The organism is Saccharopolyspora sp. SCSIO 74807, assembly GCF_037023755.1.
In the GTDB taxonomy this organism is placed as follows: domain Bacteria; phylum Actinomycetota; class Actinomycetes; order Mycobacteriales; family Pseudonocardiaceae; genus Saccharopolyspora_C; species Saccharopolyspora_C galaxeae.
This window is the reverse complement of the sequence record NZ_CP146100.1, coordinates 6,086,931-6,103,796: the sequence shown is the minus strand read 5'-3', so window position 1 is coordinate 6,103,796 and position 16,866 is coordinate 6,086,931. Positions and strand designations below refer to the sequence as shown.

Here is a 16,866-nt window from a genome sequence, read left to right as displayed (position 1 = left end):
ACCGGCCCGCGGTCCGGCCGCCGGAGGCCGGGCCGCGGGCCATGCATCGTTGCGGGCGGAATGGCCGACCCCGGTGGGAGAGCGTTTCCGCCCGCGATGAAACAGGAGCGACCCATGCGCAACGGAAGGCCGCTGGCCCTGGTCACCGGCGCGTCCAACGGAATCGGCTACGAGCTCGCCGCACTGTTCGCCCGGCGCGGGTTCGACCTGGTCGCCACCGGGCGCAGCGCCGGCATCGATGCGGCCGCCGATGAGTTCCGCCGCATCGGCGCCGAGGTCGAGGCGGTGCAGGCGGACCTGAGCGACCGGGCGGAAGTCGAGAAGGTCTGGCGAGCCGTCGTGGCGACCGACCGGCCGCTGGAGGCGGCCGCGATCAACGCGGGGGTCAGCATCGGCGGCGCCTTCCTCGACAACGACCTCGATCAGGAGCTGAACCTGATCGAGCTGAACGTCAGCTCGGTGGTGCAGCTGGCGAAGCGGGTCGCGACGGCCATGGCCGGGCAGCGCCGAGGCCGGATCTTGATCACGTCGTCGGTGTCGGCCACGCTGCCGACCCCGTACGAAACCGTCTACGGACCTTCGCGCGCGTTCACCCGCATGTTCGCCCTCGGGCTCCGGGAAGAACTGCGCGGCACCGGCGTCAGTGTCACCACCATGCTGCCCGGCGCGACGAACAGCGATTTCCACGCCCGCGCCGGGATGAACAACACCGCATTCGGCCCGAACGCAGGCAAGAACGACAAAGCCGAGGTCGCCCGCCAAGGCTTCGACGCGCTGCTGGCGGGCAAGGCCGAGATAGTCGCGGGGGATGGCGCGACCAAGCGCGAAGCGCTGCTGAACCGCTTCCTGCCCGAACCCCTCAAAGCCGCGCGCCACGCGCGCAAGGCCAAGCCTCGCGACTGAGCCGGCCCGCCGGTCGGCGGCAGCGATGCGGCCCCGTCGGCGGATCGTCGTCCGCCCGAGCGCGCGAATAGAGTTCTGGGCGCCACTGCGCCTCCCTCGGAGGCGAGTGGGCCTCCCTCGACGGCGAGTGGCGAAGGCTCGCGCAGGGCTCAGGTTTCCGCGCGGCCGCGGGTGTCCGGCGCGGTCAGCCACGCGCCCAGTGCGAGCAACGCGGTCAACCCGGTGACCGCGAACGCCGCCTGGTACGACACCGCGTCGGCGAGGACCCCGGTGATCAGCGGCCCGAGGATCGCCCCGACGTCGGCGGCCATCTGGAACGCGGCCAGTACCGGTCCGCCCTTGTTCTTCGTGCCGATCAAGTCGGCCACGGCGGCGTTCTGCGCCGGGTTGAGCAGGCCCGCACCCACCCCGGCGACCAGCGAGGACGCCAAGAACATCGGTATCGAGGTGCTGAAACCCAGTGCCGCGGTGCCGACCGCGGTGACGGCGAGCCCGGTCAGCACCAGCGGTTTGCGCCCGCGGGTGTCGGACAGCCGTCCGGAAATCATGATCACCGCTGCGTTGCCCGCGGCGAACACCGACAGCGCCACGCCCGCCATGGACTGCGTGGAGTGCAGCACTTGGACCACGAACAGCGGGATCAGCGCGATCCGCACGCCGAGCACGGCCCACCCGGTGCTGAAGTTCGACAGCAGCGCGGCCCGGTAGCTGGGCATCCGCAGCGCATCGCCGACGGTCATCGCCGCAGCGTCGCCGGTGACCGGCGCGGCCAGCGTCGAGTTCCGCAGCAGCAGCCAGCCGACGAACGCGGCCAGGAACAGCGCGGCACCGTAGGTCAGGAACGGCAGGCGCAGCGAGAAGCCGACCATGACGCCGCCGACGATCGGCCCGGAGATGTTGCCCAGCAGGAAGCTCGTCGCCCACAGCCCGGAGGCCCGCCCGCGAAGGTGCGGCGGCGCCAGGCGGACCAGCAGCGCTACGGCCGAGACGGTGAACATCGTCGAGCCGATACCGCCGAGCGCGCGGAACAGCAGCAGCTGCCAGTACGACCCGGCGAACGCGCAGGCCGCGCTGCTCACTCCGACGATCGAGATGCCCAGGACGTAGATCCGCCGTTCCCCGAACCACGCCACCAGCCGCCCGCTGACCGGCGCGAACGCCAGCCGCATGAGCGCGAAGGCGCTGACGATGAACGAGGCCGCGGTCACGCCGACGTCGAAGGAGGTGGCGAAGGCGGGCAGCGCGGGGGACACGATGCCCATGCCCACCGCGACGATGAAGCTGCCGCACAGCAGCACCCAGATCTCGGCGGGCAACCGGGTTCCGGTGCCGGGGGCGCCGGACGTCCGCGTCGACGAAGCGCCGGACACCGTTCCTCCGATCGTTAGACGAGCAAACCGGTAGGAAAACTTGCCGCACGACGGACAAACAAGTCAACCGCGTTGCACGTGGATACAACGGCCCGGCGCCGGACCTACGAGATCGTCCGTCGTGGGCTCGGTCGGCTGCGCACGACTTCGTCACGTCGTGTTGGTGGTGGCCGCCGGGCCCGGTAGGTTCTCCCGCCTGTGGCTGGGAATGTGTGTGCTGGTGAGAGCCGGGGGCGGCGGTGCCGGTAGGAGCAACGGCGGTCTCCGGGCGGTCCGCGTGGTCGGCGCTGCGGCGCTCGGTCCGTTCGCGGCTGCCGGGCACCCGGCATCCGGCGCGCGTGGTCGCGATGGGTTTCGGTCTGGTGGTGCTGGTCGGCACGGTACTGCTGATGCTGCCTGCGGCCACCGAAACGGGCGAAGCCACGAGCTGGAGCACGGCGCTGTTCACCGCGACATCGGCGGTGTGCGTGACCGGGTTGTACGTGGTCGACACACCGGCGCACTGGTCGACCTTCGGTGAAGTCGTGCTCCTGGGGCTGATCCAGATCGGCGGCTTCGGCATCATGACCTTGGCCTCGTTGCTGGGGCTGCTGGTCACCCGCCGCCTCGGGCTGCGACTGCAACGCAGCGCGCAGACCGAGACCAAGAGCTTCGGGCTCGGTGAAGTGCGCCGCGTGATTTCCGGCGTGGTCGTGCTCAGCCTCGCCGTCGAAGCGCTGACCGCGCTGGTGCTGTTCGCCAGGTTCGCAGGCCACTACGGCGAATCGCTCGGGAACGCGGCTTATCTGGGCGTGTTCCACGCCGTTTCGGCGTTCAACAACGCCGGGTTCGCGTTGTTCTCGGACAGCCTGGTCCGGTATGCGACCGATGCGTGGGTGTGCCTGCCGATCGTGGCGGCGCTGGTGCTCGGCGGACTGGGTTTTCCCGTGCTGTTCGAGATCGTGCGCCACCTGCGGGGCCGGCAGCGCCGCTGGTCGTTGCACACCCGCATCACCTTGGGCGCGTACGCCGTGCTCGCGGTGCTGGGCACGGTCGCGGTCACCGCCATCGAGTGGGACAACCCGGACACGCTGGGGCAGTTCGGGGTGGGCGGCAAGATGCTCACGGGCTTCTTCCAGGGCATGAGTCCGCGCACCGCGGGATTCAACAGCGTGGACACGGGCGAACTGCAACCGGCCACGCTGCTGATCACCGACGTGCTGATGTTCATCGGCGGCGGCAGCGCCGGTACGGCGGGCGGGATCAAGGTGACCACGTTCGCGCTGCTGGCGTTCGTGATGCTCGCCGAAGTCCGCGGCGAGCCGAACGTGCACGTTCTCGGCCGCAAGCTGCCGCGCGAGGTGCACCGGCAAGCCCTGACGGTGGTCCTGGTCGGCGTCGGCCTGGTCTTCGCCGCCTGCCTGGCGCTGCTGGTGCTCACTCCGTTCTCGCTCGACGCGGTGCTGTTCGAGTCGGTCTCCGCGTTCAGCACCGTGGGGTTGTCGACCGGCATCACCGGCCAGCTGCCGACCGCCGGGCAGCTCATCCTGGTGGTGCTGATGTTCACCGGCCGCGTCGGGCCGATCACCTTGGCTTCCGCTCTCGCGCTGCGGGAACGCACCCGTCGCTACGACCTACCGGAGGAACGTCCCATTGTCGGCTAACAACTCCCGCAGCAATCCCTCGCGCGTGGTCGTGATCGGGCTGGGCCGGTTCGGCGGTTCGCTGTCGGTCGAACTCATCGAACGGGGCACCGAGGTGCTCGCCCTGGACACCCGGCCGCACGTCGTGCAGCAGTTCTCCGATTCGGTCACGCACGCCGCCGTCGCGGACAGCACCGACCCGGAGGCGCTGCGGCAGCTCGCTGTGCCCGACTTCGACCGCGCGGTCGTGGCCATCGGAGACGATCTGGAGGCCAGCATCCTGACGACCTCGCTGCTGGCCGACTTCGAGATCGGGCACATCTGGGCCAAGGCCGTGAGCCGCCAGCACGGGCGCATCCTCGAACGGGTCGGCGCGCACCACGTCGTGCTTCCCGAGCACGACATGGGTGAGCGGGTGGCGCACCTGGTGACCGGCCGGATGCTGGACTACATCGAGTTCGAAGACGACTACGCCATGGTCAAGACCCGCGCCCCCGCCATGGCCGCCGGGCACGCGCTGGGCGAGAGCAAGGTCCGCAGCAAGTACGGAGTCACCGTCGTCGCCATCAAGCGGCCCGGCGCGGACTTCACCTACGCCACCCAGGACACGAGGCTGTACGAGGGCGACATCCTCATCGTTTCCGGGCGGTCGCGCGACGTCGAACGCTTCGCCGACCTCACCTGATGACGAAACCCTGATGGCGAAACGGAGCGCCGATGAGTTCCACACCGTCCGAAGCTGTCCTGCAGCGGCGATTGGGTGCGGTGGACGCGACGCTGATCGGGCTCGGCTCGATGCTCGGTGCCGGAGTGTTCGGCGCCTTCGCGCCCGCGGCCGCCGCGGCGGGTACCGGGCTGCTGCTTGCGTTGGGGATCGCCGGGCTGATCGCCTACTGCAACGCGGTCGCCTCCGCACAGCTCGCGGCGGTCTACCCGATGGCCGGGGGCACCTACGTCTACGGGCGTGAGCGGTTGGGGCACTGGTGGGGATTCCTCGCCGGCTGGGGATTCGTGATCGGTAAGACCGCGAGTTGCGCGGCGATGGCGCTGACGTTCGCCGCCTACGTCGCGCCCGGTCACGAGCACGCTGCCGCCGCGGCCGCGGTCGTGCTGCTGGCGGCGGTGAACTACGCCGGGATCACCCGCACCGCGGCGCTGACCCGCGCGCTGCTGGCGGTGGTCGTGATCGTGCTGGTCGTGGTGCTCGCGCTGTCGGCTCCGGCCGGTGAGCCGTCCCGGTTGGCGGACGGATGGTCCCCGCACGGGGCGCTCGGCGTGTTGCAGGCCGCGGGCCTGCTGTTCTTCGCCTTCGCCGGGTACGCGCGCATCGCCACCCTCGGTGAGGAGGTCCGCGAGCCCGCGCGCACGATTCCGCGCGCCGTGCTTTCCGCGCTGGCACTGGCCCTGCTCGTGTACGCCGCGGTCGGCGTGGTCCTGCTGCTCGTGCTCGGCCCGCAGCAGCTGGCCGCAGCGTCCGCTCCGCTGGCCCAGGCCTTGACCGCCGCCGGGCACGGACCGCTGGCGGTGCTGGCGCGTCTCGGCGCGGCCGCCGCCAGCCTCGGCGCACTGCTTGCGCTGATCGCCGGTCTCGGCCGCACCACCATGGCGATGGCCAGGGGCAACGACCTGCCCGGGTTCCTCGCCGCGGTCCATCCGCGGCGCCGGGTTCCGCACCACGCCGAAGTCGTCGTCGCCGCGATCGTCGTCGTGCTGGTGCTGACCACGGATCTGCGGGGCGCGATCGGGTTCTCCAGCTTCGGAGTCCTGGTCTACTACGCGATCGCGAACGCCGCGGCGTTCACCCAGCCTGCGCAGCAGCGCCGCTGGCCCCGCGCGATCAACGTCCTCGGCCTGTCCGGCTGCCTGACACTGGCCGCGACCCTGCCGGTGGCTTCCGTGCTGGCCGGGCTGGTGGTGTTCGCCGCCGGTCTGCTGGGCCGGGCGATCATCCGGCGACTCCGCTCCCGCGCCCGGTCGGGCGACACCGAACGCGCGGACTGACGGTTGCGCGACGCCTGATCGACAGCGCCGGTCGGGGTGTCGCGCGGCCAGCCGGAGTGATCAGCGGTCTGCTCATCCGTCATCGCCGCTCGCCGGTGGGTCGGCGTAGATGCCGCGCAAGATGCCGGTGGCCTGGCCGATCTCGATGAGGTAGCCGTCCGGATCGCGCAGGTAGCAGCGGATCTCGGCGTTGCGATCGAGGGGCTCGGTGAGGAACTCGGCGCCCCGGGCTCGGGCGCCCGCGTAAAAGGCGGCGATGTCGGCGACGCGCACGTTGAGGAAGGCCGAGACGGTGTTGGACTGCTCGGGGGTGCGCAGGGTGATGCCGGGCTTGTCGGGTGTTGGGCCGCCGCCCGGGTTCATGATGATCCAGCTGTTGGCGACCTGCACCACGCACGGGTTTTCGCGCTGGACGATCCGCCCGCCGAAGATGTCCGCGTAGAAGGCCCGCGAGCGGGCGACGTCGGACACGGTGAGGAAGTGGGTGACCAGCAGGCCCTCGCTGGGAGCAGGGAACTCGGCGCTCATGGTGCTACCTCCGCTCGGTTCGCAAGTGATGTGGTGGGCTGGCAGTGGCAGCGGAGGATGCATCCGAGGTGCCCGCACTCGGCCGCCCCGCCCCGTCAAGTCTGGTGCCGCTCGGCCAGGTCCTGCAGGAATCGGGGCATCCGGCCGGCGCCGAAGTCGTAGTAGCGCACCCAGTCCGGCGTGATCGCGATTCGTGCCATCTGGCTGTACATCTCGCGGCAGTTCCGCTCGAACTCGGCCGCTGCTTCGGCGTCCATGGTCTTCCTGGCGGCGGCGAGGTACTCCTGGACCACGCCGCCGACGATCTCGACGCTCGCCCGCCCTCGGATCGAAAGGGATCGCGCCTGCTCGGGCGTGTTGCCCGCGTCGATGGCCAGCGCCACTTCGGGGCGAGTCGACAGCGCCGCGACCTTCGGGGCGGTGGTGGCGGTGGAGACCACGAACTGGTCGCCGGTCCAGAAGAATCCGACCGGGACCACTCGCGGTGTTCCGTCCTGCCCGGTGTAGGCGAGGTGGGCGGCCGAAGTGGAGCTGAGCAGCTCCTGCGCGCCGGTCAGGGACAATTCGTTCTCGATGTCTTGTGCCTCCATGCGGGGCATCCTTCCGGTCGCATGGACAACCGCGGTCGCAGTCGCACCCGGGACGTTGCTGATCAGCGGACACGCGGCGTCGGACGCGGCGGAGTTCTGGGCCCACTTCCTCTTACCAGCTCGACCGAAGTCGAGCCACGGAGATGAGGACGGTGCCCGTCCGCCCGATTCCGGGGTGCTCGTTGCGGAGGCGGGCACGGCCACTGCGTGGTTCGCCGCGTCCACGTGACCGCCGATGCCCCCCCCGGGCAGCTTGGCGCTGAACGAACCGCAACTACTTGACGACCCGTTGAGTGATTGCAATGCTTTGAGTCATGAACGAGTCGAGAACTTCCGGCGATGAATCGCCGTTGACGCCGTCCGCCGCGCTGGGCAACGCCACCGAGGTCGACGCGAAGGCGCGCCGGGTCGCGCGGTGGCCCGCATGGGTGTGGCTGGCCATGGCCGTGACGATGGCGGTGCACCTGATCGGATCGCCGCTGGTGCCCGACGGCTGGCCGCGCGTGGTCGTCGGCCTTCTTCCGCTGGTCTTCGCCGTGTCCGGGATCATCTACAGCGCCCGGCAGCAAGTGACGAGCAAGCTGCTGAGCCGACTGGTGTGGCCGGTGACCGGAGCATTCGTGGTGCTGGTGTTCGCCGCCGTGCTGCTGCAGAACTTCGTGTTCCCGCAGGGAGCGATTCCCGGAATCGTCCTCAGTGGACTTCTGCCCGCGATTCCCTGCGTCTACGGCGCCTGGCGGGTGCTCGCGGAATGACCGCACAGCAGCACCCGAGGCACGGGCTGGACGAGACCATCCACTCGCCGACCCGGCTGTCGATCATGGCCGCGCTGGTCCCGATGGAACGCATGGACTTCCCGCTGCTGCGCGACACGATCGAGGCCAGCGACTCGCTGCTTTCCAAGCACATGACGATCCTGGAGACCGCAGGGTACGTCGAGGTCACCAAGGGGCACGTCGGCAAACGCCCGAGGACCTGGCTCGCGCTCACCGAGCAGGGGCGCGCGGCGTACGCCGCCTACCTCGACGCGCTCCGAGCCCTCGTCGACAGCGGCGAAACCTGAGCGGTTTCAACCGGACGCTCGTCTGGTGAGCCGAGCGCGCACCCACGCGGACACGTCGGGCGCGTTCGGCGTGGCGGTGAGGGACTGCTCGATTACGGGCAGTTCGCCGCGCACGCGCTGCGCGTCGGTGCGCATCACGGCCATGTCAGCGCCGACCTGCGCGGCCAGGTCCACCTTGTTGATCACCAGCAGGTCCGCGGTGGTCACGCCCGGCCCGCCCTTGCGCGGCACCTTGTCACCGCCCGCGACGTCCACGACGAAGATCTGCGCGTCCGCAAGGCCGCGGCTGAACACGGCGGTGAGGTTGTCCCCGCCGCTTTCCACGATCACCAGCGCCAGGCCCGGATGCCGCTGCTCGAGCGATTCGACGGCGTCGAGGTTGGCGGTGATGTCGTCGCGGATGGCGGTGTGCGGGCAGGCTCCGGTCCGCACCGCCTCGATCCGGTCGGCCGCGAGCACACCGGTCGAGCGCAGGAAGTCGGCGTCCTCGGTGGTGTAGATGTCGTTGGTGACCACGGCCAGCGGGATCTCCCCGCCCAGCGCGCGGCACAGCGCCGCGGTCAGCGCTGTCTTGCCGCTGCCCACCGGACCGCCGATGCCCAGCCGGAACGGCCGGCCCGCGCCGGATGCGGCGTCGTGCGGGTCGGGCCCGGCGAAGCCGGGGTCGAGCGAGTGGGCGTGTCCGTGGCCGGTGGTGCTCATTCGGGACCTCCTCGCGGTTTTCGCCCGTACGGGGTGTCTGGCGATCAGGACGCGAACAGCCGTACTTCGTCCTGATGGCGGCGTTCGTGGGCTTCGGCGAACAGGTCGAGCGCGGGCGCGCTCGACGCGGGCAGTTCGGCCGGGTCGGCGCCCGCGAACGCCGCCGCCCGGTCGGCGAGCTCGTCGAGTTCGGCGGCCAGCCCGGCGAGGACGCCGTTGACCACCAGCGGGTCCAGCCCGAGCAGTCGCACGGCAGCCGATGAAGGTCCACTGATTGCCAGGTAGCCGGCCGCCAGCGCTGCGTCCCGGGGCGCGGTTCCGCCGCCTGCGGCCAGCGCGCCGAGCACCAAGGGGTGATGCGGGCGCGGACTCACTGCCAGCAGGCGGTCCAGCGCCGCCGAAGGCCACGCGATTCGTCCGGAGCGGGCGGTTCCGCGGCCCTGAGCGCGGGAGGCCGCGCGTTGCGCGGGCGACGGGGTGCGCGCGTCGAACTCCGCGTCGAGGTCCCGCCAGTGCTCGTGCGGGGCCGATCGCAGCGCGGCGTGTGCCGCCGCGGCGGCGAAGGCCCCTTGTACCGAGCCGGCGCTGCGCAATCGCCCGGACAAGAACTCCCGCAGGTTCGACACGTCCGTCACCAGCCCCTGCCTTGCGGCTTCCTCGACGCCCCCCGAGTGCACGTGCCCGCCGCCGGGAAACCGCGCGTCCGCGAGCGCGAGCACGGCAAGCCCGGCCATTTCGCGCCACCTCCCATCGACGCCGCACTCCGCGGCCGGAACGGTTGGGCGGCACGGAACCGCGCGCTCGCCGCATCACCACGATGGGGCGGGCGCACCACCAGCGCACTCCGGACCGGTGCGGTCACGACCGAGCTAGGATCCGCGTGAGCGCGGCGGCCAGTTTCCGGGTCAACGTGGCGGTGTCCGGGGCGAGAGCGGTCGCTGCGACACCGGGACCGCGCAGCGGCATGATCGCGAAGTTCTGGTCCCCGCCTGCCGAGTGCTGCGCGTCGGCGTCGACCAGCAGCAGCGAGCCCACGCTGCGCTGCCCGCCGGTGATGGCAGGTCCGCAGCCGTCGGAGAGGCCGGGACCGACCGCGAGTTCCTGGTCGAACAGCGGTCTGCCGCCGAGCCGCACCCGGACCCGCTGGCGCAGCGCGCCGGATCGCTCGCCGCAACGTCCGAACAAGGACTGTTCCCGCAGGAGCAACCGGGATCCGGGCTCGAGCGCGATGCGCACGTCGGCGCGATGCAGACAACCGCGTGCGGCGATGACCAGCTGCGGCAGCCAGGCCAGCGTCGCGCCGGGGCCGACCGCGATGTCGACCTCGGTATGCGACTGCTCGCCGCGCGGGCCCGGTAGCAGCAGCGTGGGGGAGACCTCCCCGAGCACGAGTGCGCTGCCCGCTCCCACGTCGATCCGGAGATGTTGCCGATCCCCGCCTATCGGCCCCGCCGCCGCGGCGGCTTGGTGCACCTGCGCCGGAACGGCGTCGCGGGAGGACCAGCGGGCGATCGTCCCGTCGTCCAGCGGCAGCGTGGGGCGCAGCATCAGCGGCCAGTCGGAACGCAAGCCGCAGATGCGGGTGTGCGGCCGCCCGCCGCGGACGAGCTCGGTGCCCAGGCGGGCATGGACCCGCTTCACCGGACTGTCCGTGCGGGCGCGGTGCGGACGAGCCCGCGCGCGGGGTCTCCGGTGCACATCGCCTGCAACCTCCCCGCAGGTCAGAACAGGAAGTAGCGCTGAGCCATCGGCAGGTCGGCCGCCGGTTCGTGGTCCACTTCGGCACCGTCGATGCGGACCGCGAACGTGTCCGGGTCGACCTGGATCTCCGGGACCGCCTCGTTCTCCGGCAGCGCGGCCTTGGTCCTGCCCCGCATGTTCTCGACCGGCACCAGCTTGCGCTCGACGTTGAGCCGGTCCGCGAGTCGATCTTCGATCGCGGCCGGGGCCACGAACGCCACGCTGGTCGCCGCTGCCGCGCGGGTGTGCGCGTTGTAGCCGAGCCGGGGCAGGACCGGTTGCGGCGTCGGCACGGCGGCGTTCGGGTCGCCGAGTATCGCCGAGGCGATCATCCCACCTTTGAACACCGCGGTGGGCCGCACGCCGAACAGCGCCGGTTCCCAGAGCACCAGGTCGGCGAGCTTGCCCGGCTCGACCGAACCGACCTCCCGCTCGAGCCCGTGGATCACCGAGGGCACGATCGTGTACTTGGCGACGTAGCGGCGGGCGCGGTGGTTGTCGGCGCGATCGTCCCCGGGCAGCGAGCCGCGCAGCTGCTTCATCGCGTGCGCGGTCTGCCAGGTGCGCCGCACGACCTCGCCGAGCCGCCCCATCGCCTGGGCATCGGAGGACATCGCCGAGATCGCGCCGATGTCCTGCAGGACGTCCTCGGCGGCCATCGTGGACGCCCGCACCCGGCTTTCGGCGAAGGCCAGTTCCGCGGGCACGCGCGGATTCAGGTGGTGCGCGATCAGGCAGATGTCGAGCTGCTCGTCCGCGGTGTTGACGGTGAACGGCCGGGTCGGTGTCGTCGACGACGGCAGCACGTGGGGCTCACCGGCGATGCGGATGATGTCCGGGGCGTGCCCGCCGCCCGCTCCCTCGGTGTGGAAGGCGTGGAAGTTGCGGCCGCCCACGGTGCGCAGCAGGTCTTCGACGAATCCGGCCTCGTTGAGGGTGTCGCTGTGGATCGCCACCTGCACTCCGGCCGCGGCCGCGACGGTGAGCGCGGTGTTGATCGCCGCGGGCGTGGCGCCCCAGTCCTCGTGGCACTTGAACCCGCCGACCCCGGAACGCAACTGCTCCCAGAGCGCCTCCTCGGACACGGTGCTGCCCCGGCCGAGGAACAGGACGTTGAGCGGCCACGGGTCGAAGCCTTCGAGCATCCGCCGCATCCACCACCCGGCCGGAGTGGCCAGCGCGGCCTTCGAACCGTCGGTCGGGCCGGTTCCGCCACCGGCGACCGTCGTGGTGCCCGCTTCGAGCGCGACCACCGACATCTCCGGGGACACGAAGTGCACGTGCGTGTCGACGGTGCCCGCGGTCATGATCAGCCCGCTGCCGTTGACCATCTCGGTGGCCGGGCCCACGACCAGGTCCGGGTGCACGCCGTCCATCACGTCGGGGTTGCCGCACTTGCCGAGCGCGACGATGCGGCCGTCGCGGATGCCGACGTCGGTCTTGACCACGCCCCAGTGGTCGAGCACGACCACTCCGCCGATCACCAGGTCCGGGGTTCCTTCGGCGCGGGTGGCGTGCGACTGGCCTTGGGACTCGCGGCCGCTCTTGCCGCCGCCGAAGACCGTTTCGTCCCCGCCGGCGCACCGGTCCTGCTCCACTTCGACGAACAGGTCGGTGTCGGCCAGCCGGAGCCGGTCGCCGGTCGTCGGTCCCAGCGAGGCCACGTACTGCTGGCGGTCGATCTCAGCCATCGAGCGCACCACCCGCCAGGCCGCGCAGTCCGCGCACGATCCGCCGACCGGCCAACGGCACCAGTTCGACCTCCACCGTGGTGCCCGGATCGAAGCGCACCATGCCCCCGGCGAGGATGTTCATCCGGTGACCCCAAGCCGCCTCCCGGTCGAACTCGAGAGCGGCGTTGGTCTCCGCGAAGTGGTAGTGCGAACCCACGCTGATCGGCCGATCGGCCGTGTTGACCACGGAAACCGTGCGCACCGGCCGTCCCGCGTTGATCTCGACGGGCTGCTCGCCGTAGATGATCTGCCCCGGTGCTCCGCCGGATTCGCTGGATTCGGCACCCGGCTGCACCAGACCCGTCGCGCGGCCCTTTCCCGAACCGGGCGCGATCTCCTTGCCGGTTCCCGGCCGCTGCTGCCTCCCGGTCACCGGATCGGCTCCTGCACCGAGATCAGCTTGGTGCCGTCCGGGAACGTCGCCTCGATCTGCACCTGGGTGAGCATTTCCGGCACCCCGTCGAGCACATCGGCACGGCCCAGCACGTCCCGGCCCGCCTCCTGCAGATCCGCCTTCGTTCGCCCGTCCCGGGCGCCTTCGAGCAAGAACCAGGTCAGCACCGCGGTGGCTTCGGGCAGGTTCAACAGCAATCCGCGTTCTTTGCGTTCCAATGCGAGCTTGGCGGCCGTGTAGATGGTCAACCGTTCCCGCTCTTGCAAGCTCAGCAGCACCGCGACCTCCCGATCGGGCCTGATGTCGGAAGCCGGCTCCGCCGTTGAAACTTCCGCGTGCACAGGCTCGCAGCCGTATCCGGCACCCCCGGCTGCGCAACTCGGACCGGCCTGAGACTGGCAGCACGGCCGAAGCCGCGCCAGCCGAGCGCTTCGGGGTCGTCCAAGCCATGAACCGGGCGGGGGCCACGGATCCCTCGATCTTGTGGATCATGGCGCAACCTGTGCCGGTGCGGGACGTCCTTCTCGGCAGAAGGATGACCACACGCGCCTGTGCGCTTACCTGCAAGGAATCTCGATGAGGCGAACACTGCTCCTGGCGGCGGCCGGAGCGATGGTATTGGTGGCGGCTCTTTTCGGTGCGTACGCAGTGGGTTCCGGCGGATCGTCCGGCTTCCGAGCTGTCGATGGCGCCTCCGCGAACGCGAGCGGCGCGAAGCCGGCCGGCACGGCGCTGGGAGATCAGCAGGCGCAATACCCGTGGGCGATTCGCCTGCAGCATTCCGGCGAGGCCAACGGCAGAATTCTCGCCACGCACACGAGTTTCGTGAACGGCCGCGCCGAAGACCCCGTCTTCGAGAGCACCGACGACGGCAAGACCTTCTCCCGCATCGGCACCATGGCCCCGGGCATGTCGTCGGAGAACCTGTGCTGCACCAGCCTTTTCGAGCTGCCGAAGCAGGTCGGCGAGCTGCCCGCGGGAACCCTGTTGTGGTCGGGTTCGGCCAACGACAAGGACCGCCCCATGTCGCTGCCGGTCTGGCGCAGCGACGACCACGGTCGCACTTGGTCGCAGCTGTCGACCTGCGCGACGTCGCCGAACAACGAGGGTGGCGTCTGGGAACCGACGTTCTCCGTCGACGATTCCGGGAAGCTCAACTGCTACTTCTCCGACGAGTCGGACTCCGCGCACAGTCAGCAGGTGATGCGTTCGTCCTCTTCGGACGGTGTCAACTGGGGACCGCCGGAAGAGGTGGTGTCCCTGCCGGATCGCAACGCTCGTCCCGGGATGCCGGTGGTCGATCAACTTCCCGACGGCCGCTACTTCATGACCTACGAGATCTGCACCACTTCCGGCCCGGACTGCCAGGTGAAGTCGCGGACCTCGCCGGACGGTCGCAACTGGGGCGACCCGGCCGAGCCCGGTACCGCGATCGTCGGGCCTGATGGCCGGAAACCGGGGCACACGCCGAAGTTCGCGGTCACTTCGGACGGGCGCATCGTGCTGTCCGGCATGACCTTGCACAACGCTGACGGTTCCCTCGCCGCGGACAACGGCAAGGTCCTGCTGGTCAACAGCTCCGGCGGTGAAGGCCGTTGGGAAGAGGTCCCGGCCCCGGTCGCGGCCGTGGAGCCCGACCGCGACATCGGAGCGTGCAACAACTACAGCCCTGCGCTGATCCCGGTAGGCGACGACGGGAACTCCGTCCTGGAGATCACCACCCGCGAGAAGTCCGGAACCTGCCGGGCCTTCTACGGCTCAGCTGAAGCGACTCCGTGAAAGCAGGCCGCTGCCACCGCCGGTGTGCGGGCCGAACCCGATGGACCCGGTGTTGGCGGTTACCCGCCACTGCCGATGCCGGGATGCGCCTTCGGCCTAGCCTCCGGGCGTATTCACCTTGGTCATCCGGAAATGGCCGATGCGGAGGAGCCGATATGCCCAGGTTTTCGACAACGACCGCACTCGCCGGTGCAGCGGCCGCGTTTCTACTGGCGGCGGGCGCCCCGGTGGCAGGCGCGGTTTCCGGCGAAGCCGCCGAACCACACGTCGTCACCTACGACGCGAGTCAGGCCGAGGAGTTCCAGGGCGCCGTCGACGAGGCCGCGCAGGTGTGGAACGGCCAGCTGTCCAACGTGAAGTTGGAGAAGGCCAGCGATGGCCAGGCCGACCTGACCGTGCTCGCCGATGACAACTGGCCGCGCGCCCAGACCGATTCGCTCGGCGTCGGCACGGTGTGGATCGGGCGCGCGGCGGTCGAGGAAGGGCACCACATCCCGCGCATCACCACCCACGAGATCGGGCACATCCTCGGGCTGCCGGACGATCGGACCGGCGTCTGCGCCGACCTCATGTCCGGTGCCAGCGCCGGGACCGGCTGCAAGAACAACCTCCCCAACCCGGACGAGAAGGCCGAGGTCGACGAGAACTTCGCGCAGGGCGCGGTGATCCAGCCGCGGCTGTTCACCGAGGAGCCGGTTCTCGCGGCCGGCTGACACCACCGCCGGGCGCTCCTGCCGCGACTCGGCGGGGTGGGATTCGCCCGGCGGTTTCCTCTCGCTTCGCGGAACACCGGCCTTCCGGTCGGAACCGGCGAAGCACGCGGTTTGCTGTGCTGCGAGTCACCTTCAGCGGAGCGCGCTACGACGCGAATGCCACGATCGTTAGCGAAGCTTAGGAAGAGTGGAGGTTGCGATCGTGGTCAACGCGAACCAGCAGTGGGACATCGTCACCAGCGTCGGCCTCACCGCGCTCGGCGTGGCCGCGGCGCGGGCCGTGGAGACCGGCCGGGACGGCGCGCTGGTCCGGGACCGCTTCGCCGAACCGTTCGTGCGCGCGGCCAACCCGCCCCATCCGATGCCGACGAGCCCGCAAGACCCTGCCTCGGCCGATGGTCATTGGGCGTGGATGGCCGACTTCCTCGCGGTGCGCTCCCGCTACTTCGACGAGTACTTCGCCGAGGCCGGTCGCTCCGGCGTTCGCCAGCTGGTGCTGCTGGCCGCCGGGCTCGATTCGCGGTCGTTCCGCCTCGACTGGCCCGCAGGCAGCCGGGTCTTCGAGGTCGACCAGCCCAAGGTGCTGGAGTTCAAGGACCGGGTGCTCGCCGAGCAGGGCGCGCAGCCTGCCTCCGAGCGCCGCATCGTCGACACCGACCTGCGGGAGGACTGGACGAGTGCGCTCACCGCGGCCGGGTTCGACCCCTCGGTCCCGACCGCATGGCTGGTCGAGGGGCTGACGCCGTACCTGCCCGCCGCGGCCGAGCAGCAGTTGTTCGCCGAGATCGATCGGCTGTCCGCGCCGGGCAGCCGTGTCGGCGTGGAGTGGGTGCACGACGTCGCCGCCATGCTGGAAGAACCGGCGTTCCGGCCCTCCGCCGAGCTGCTCGGGGTGGACCTGGCCGAGCTCTGGAGCACCGAGCCCCGTGTCCCGGCCGATGAGCGGCTGCGCGGCCTGGGCTGGGCGATGCGATCCGAAACGCTCGCGGAGGCCGGTGCGCGTTACGGGCGCGCCTTCGACTCCGCGGAGGGCCGCCTGATCGGCGAGCACGGCAGGCTCGGCATCGCCGAGCGCTGATTCGCGGTTCGGGCTCGGCGGCGGTGCGGCCGCCGAGCCCGATTTGGTGCCGCTGTTGCGGGCAAGTGCGCAGCGACGTTGTTGAACCGGCAGTATTTCACCGGTTGAAATAGTTGCTAAGCTCGCCGGCATGGTGACTTGGCAGGGTTCGCCGCAGCAGCGCGCCTGGCGGCCGTACATCGAGGCGAGCCTGCTGCTGGAGACCCGGCTCGACGAAGACCTGCGGGCCGCTGCCGGGATGAGCCTGATGGACTACCACGTGTTGCTGGTGCTCTCGGAGAGTCCGGCGCACCGGTTGCGGATGGGGGAGCTGGCAGCGCGGCTGGTGTTCTCGCCGAGCCGACTGACGTACCAGGTGAAGGTGCTGGAGCGGCGCGGCTGGGTGCTGCGGCAACCGGCGCCGGAGGACGGGCGGGTCAACAACGCGGTGCTGACCGCGACCGGACTCGAAGCGTTGCGCGCGGCGGATCGCCATCACGTTGCGACGGTGCAGGCGCTGTTCACCGATGATCTCGGCGAGGGCGAGCTGGACGTGCTCGCCGGTGTGTTCAGCCGCCTGCGGTCCCGCCTGCACGGCTCGGGCGGGCAGGCGGACGGCCCGCACTCCTGACCTCCCGCACGACCCGGCTTCGGCGTGGCGTGCGTCTCCC

General features: G+C 70.7%; 19 protein-coding genes. 10 read left to right on the top strand and 9 right to left on the bottom strand.

Annotated features, from left to right (window positions below; genetic code table 11):
* The first annotated feature begins 114 nt into the window (after positions 1–114).
* Positions 115–903 (top strand): SDR family NAD(P)-dependent oxidoreductase, encoded by a 789-nt coding sequence (locus V1457_RS27955; RefSeq protein WP_338598018.1) that lies wholly within the window; start codon positions 115–117, stop codon positions 901–903.
* Positions 904–1,052: 149 nt separating this feature from the next.
* Here the strand turns inward: V1457_RS27955 and V1457_RS27950 are convergent, their stop codons facing one another.
* On the bottom strand, positions 1,053–2,273 hold the full coding sequence (locus V1457_RS27950; RefSeq protein WP_338598017.1) for an MFS transporter: 1,221 nt from the start codon (positions 2,271–2,273) through the stop codon (positions 1,053–1,055).
* Between the two features lie 311 nt (positions 2,274–2,584).
* Here V1457_RS27950 and V1457_RS27945 point away from each other — a divergent pair, with 311 nt between their 5' ends.
* Genes V1457_RS27945 through V1457_RS27935 form a run of 3 tightly spaced genes read left to right on the top strand, consistent with a single transcriptional unit; the run spans position 2,585 to position 5,896 of the window.
* Positions 2,585–3,916 carry a potassium transporter TrkG gene (locus tag V1457_RS27945; protein ID WP_338605138.1) on the top strand — a complete coding sequence of 444 codons (1,332 nt, stop codon included), beginning with the start codon at positions 2,585–2,587 and terminating at the stop codon, positions 3,914–3,916.
* The gene (locus tag V1457_RS27940) at positions 3,906–4,580 is read left to right on the top strand and encodes a TrkA family potassium uptake protein (protein WP_233627900.1); all 675 of its coding nucleotides are present in this window, start codon (positions 3,906–3,908) and stop codon (positions 4,578–4,580) included. The genes V1457_RS27945 and V1457_RS27940 overlap by 11 nt, the downstream gene beginning before the upstream one ends.
* 32 nt (positions 4,581–4,612) lie before the next feature.
* Positions 4,613–5,896: an APC family permease gene (locus tag V1457_RS27935; protein WP_338598014.1), complete on the top strand. Its 1,284-nt coding sequence runs from the start codon at positions 4,613–4,615 to the stop codon at positions 5,894–5,896.
* Between the two features lie 72 nt (positions 5,897–5,968).
* Here the strand turns inward: V1457_RS27935 and V1457_RS27930 are convergent, their stop codons facing one another.
* Together V1457_RS27930 and V1457_RS27925 are read right to left on the bottom strand one after the other, a co-directional pair.
* Positions 5,969–6,424: a VOC family protein gene (locus V1457_RS27930; RefSeq protein WP_295146707.1), complete on the bottom strand. Its 456-nt coding sequence runs from the start codon at positions 6,422–6,424 to the stop codon at positions 5,969–5,971.
* A gap of 95 nt (positions 6,425–6,519) precedes the next feature.
* The gene (locus V1457_RS27925) at positions 6,520–7,014 is read right to left on the bottom strand and encodes a pyridoxamine 5'-phosphate oxidase family protein (RefSeq protein ID WP_338598012.1); all 495 of its coding nucleotides are present in this window, start codon (positions 7,012–7,014) and stop codon (positions 6,520–6,522) included.
* 314 nt (positions 7,015–7,328) lie between these two features.
* Between V1457_RS27925 and V1457_RS27920 the strand changes: the two genes are divergently transcribed.
* Both V1457_RS27920 and V1457_RS27915 read left to right on the top strand, forming a co-directional pair.
* Entirely contained in the window at positions 7,329–7,769 is a 441-nt protein-coding gene (locus V1457_RS27920; protein ID WP_338598010.1) for a hypothetical protein, read from the top strand.
* Positions 7,766–8,077, top strand: a complete 312-nt coding sequence (locus tag V1457_RS27915) for a transcriptional regulator (protein WP_338598008.1) — start codon at positions 7,766–7,768, stop codon at positions 8,075–8,077. Before V1457_RS27920 ends, V1457_RS27915 begins: the two co-directional genes overlap by 4 nt.
* Positions 8,078–8,083: 6 nt before the next feature.
* Here the strand turns inward: V1457_RS27915 and ureG are convergent, their stop codons facing one another.
* From ureG to V1457_RS27885, 6 genes are all read right to left on the bottom strand, one after another.
* Positions 8,084–8,779 (bottom strand): urease accessory protein UreG, encoded by a 696-nt coding sequence (gene ureG, locus V1457_RS27910; RefSeq protein WP_338598006.1) that lies wholly within the window; start codon positions 8,777–8,779, stop codon positions 8,084–8,086.
* 44 nt (positions 8,780–8,823) lie between these two features.
* Entirely contained in the window at positions 8,824–9,513 is a 690-nt protein-coding gene (locus tag V1457_RS27905) for an urease accessory UreF family protein (protein WP_338598004.1), read from the bottom strand.
* Between the two features lie 124 nt (positions 9,514–9,637).
* Positions 9,638–10,420: an urease accessory protein UreD gene (locus V1457_RS27900; RefSeq protein ID WP_338598002.1), complete on the bottom strand. Its 783-nt coding sequence runs from the start codon at positions 10,418–10,420 to the stop codon at positions 9,638–9,640.
* 80 nt (positions 10,421–10,500) lie between these two features.
* A complete protein-coding gene (locus tag V1457_RS27895; protein ID WP_338598000.1) occupies positions 10,501–12,210 on the bottom strand; it encodes an urease subunit alpha in 1,710 nt (569 codons plus the stop codon).
* Entirely contained in the window at positions 12,203–12,547 is a 345-nt protein-coding gene (locus V1457_RS27890) for an urease subunit beta (protein WP_407074799.1), read from the bottom strand. The genes V1457_RS27895 and V1457_RS27890 overlap by 8 nt, the downstream gene beginning before the upstream one ends.
* A 74-nt stretch (positions 12,548–12,621) precedes the next feature.
* Positions 12,622–12,924, bottom strand: coding sequence for an urease subunit gamma (locus V1457_RS27885; protein WP_200071785.1), 303 nt, complete (start codon positions 12,922–12,924; stop codon positions 12,622–12,624).
* Positions 12,925–13,222: 298 nt separating this feature from the next.
* Between V1457_RS27885 and V1457_RS27880 the strand changes: the two genes are divergently transcribed.
* The 4 genes from V1457_RS27880 (at position 13,223) to V1457_RS27865 (ending at position 16,826) form a co-directional block, all read left to right on the top strand.
* A complete protein-coding gene (locus V1457_RS27880; protein WP_338597995.1) occupies positions 13,223–14,425 on the top strand; it encodes a sialidase family protein in 1,203 nt (400 codons plus the stop codon).
* A gap of 155 nt (positions 14,426–14,580) precedes the next feature.
* Positions 14,581–15,138, top strand: coding sequence for a snapalysin family zinc-dependent metalloprotease (locus V1457_RS27875; protein ID WP_338597993.1), 558 nt, complete (start codon positions 14,581–14,583; stop codon positions 15,136–15,138).
* Between the two features lie 187 nt (positions 15,139–15,325).
* Positions 15,326–16,216: a class I SAM-dependent methyltransferase gene (locus tag V1457_RS27870; protein ID WP_200071782.1), complete on the top strand. Its 891-nt coding sequence runs from the start codon at positions 15,326–15,328 to the stop codon at positions 16,214–16,216.
* A 130-nt stretch (positions 16,217–16,346) separates the two neighbouring features.
* Positions 16,347–16,826 (top strand): MarR family winged helix-turn-helix transcriptional regulator, encoded by a 480-nt coding sequence (locus V1457_RS27865; protein WP_295143303.1) that lies wholly within the window; start codon positions 16,347–16,349, stop codon positions 16,824–16,826.
* The last annotated feature ends 40 nt before the right edge of the window (positions 16,827–16,866 follow it).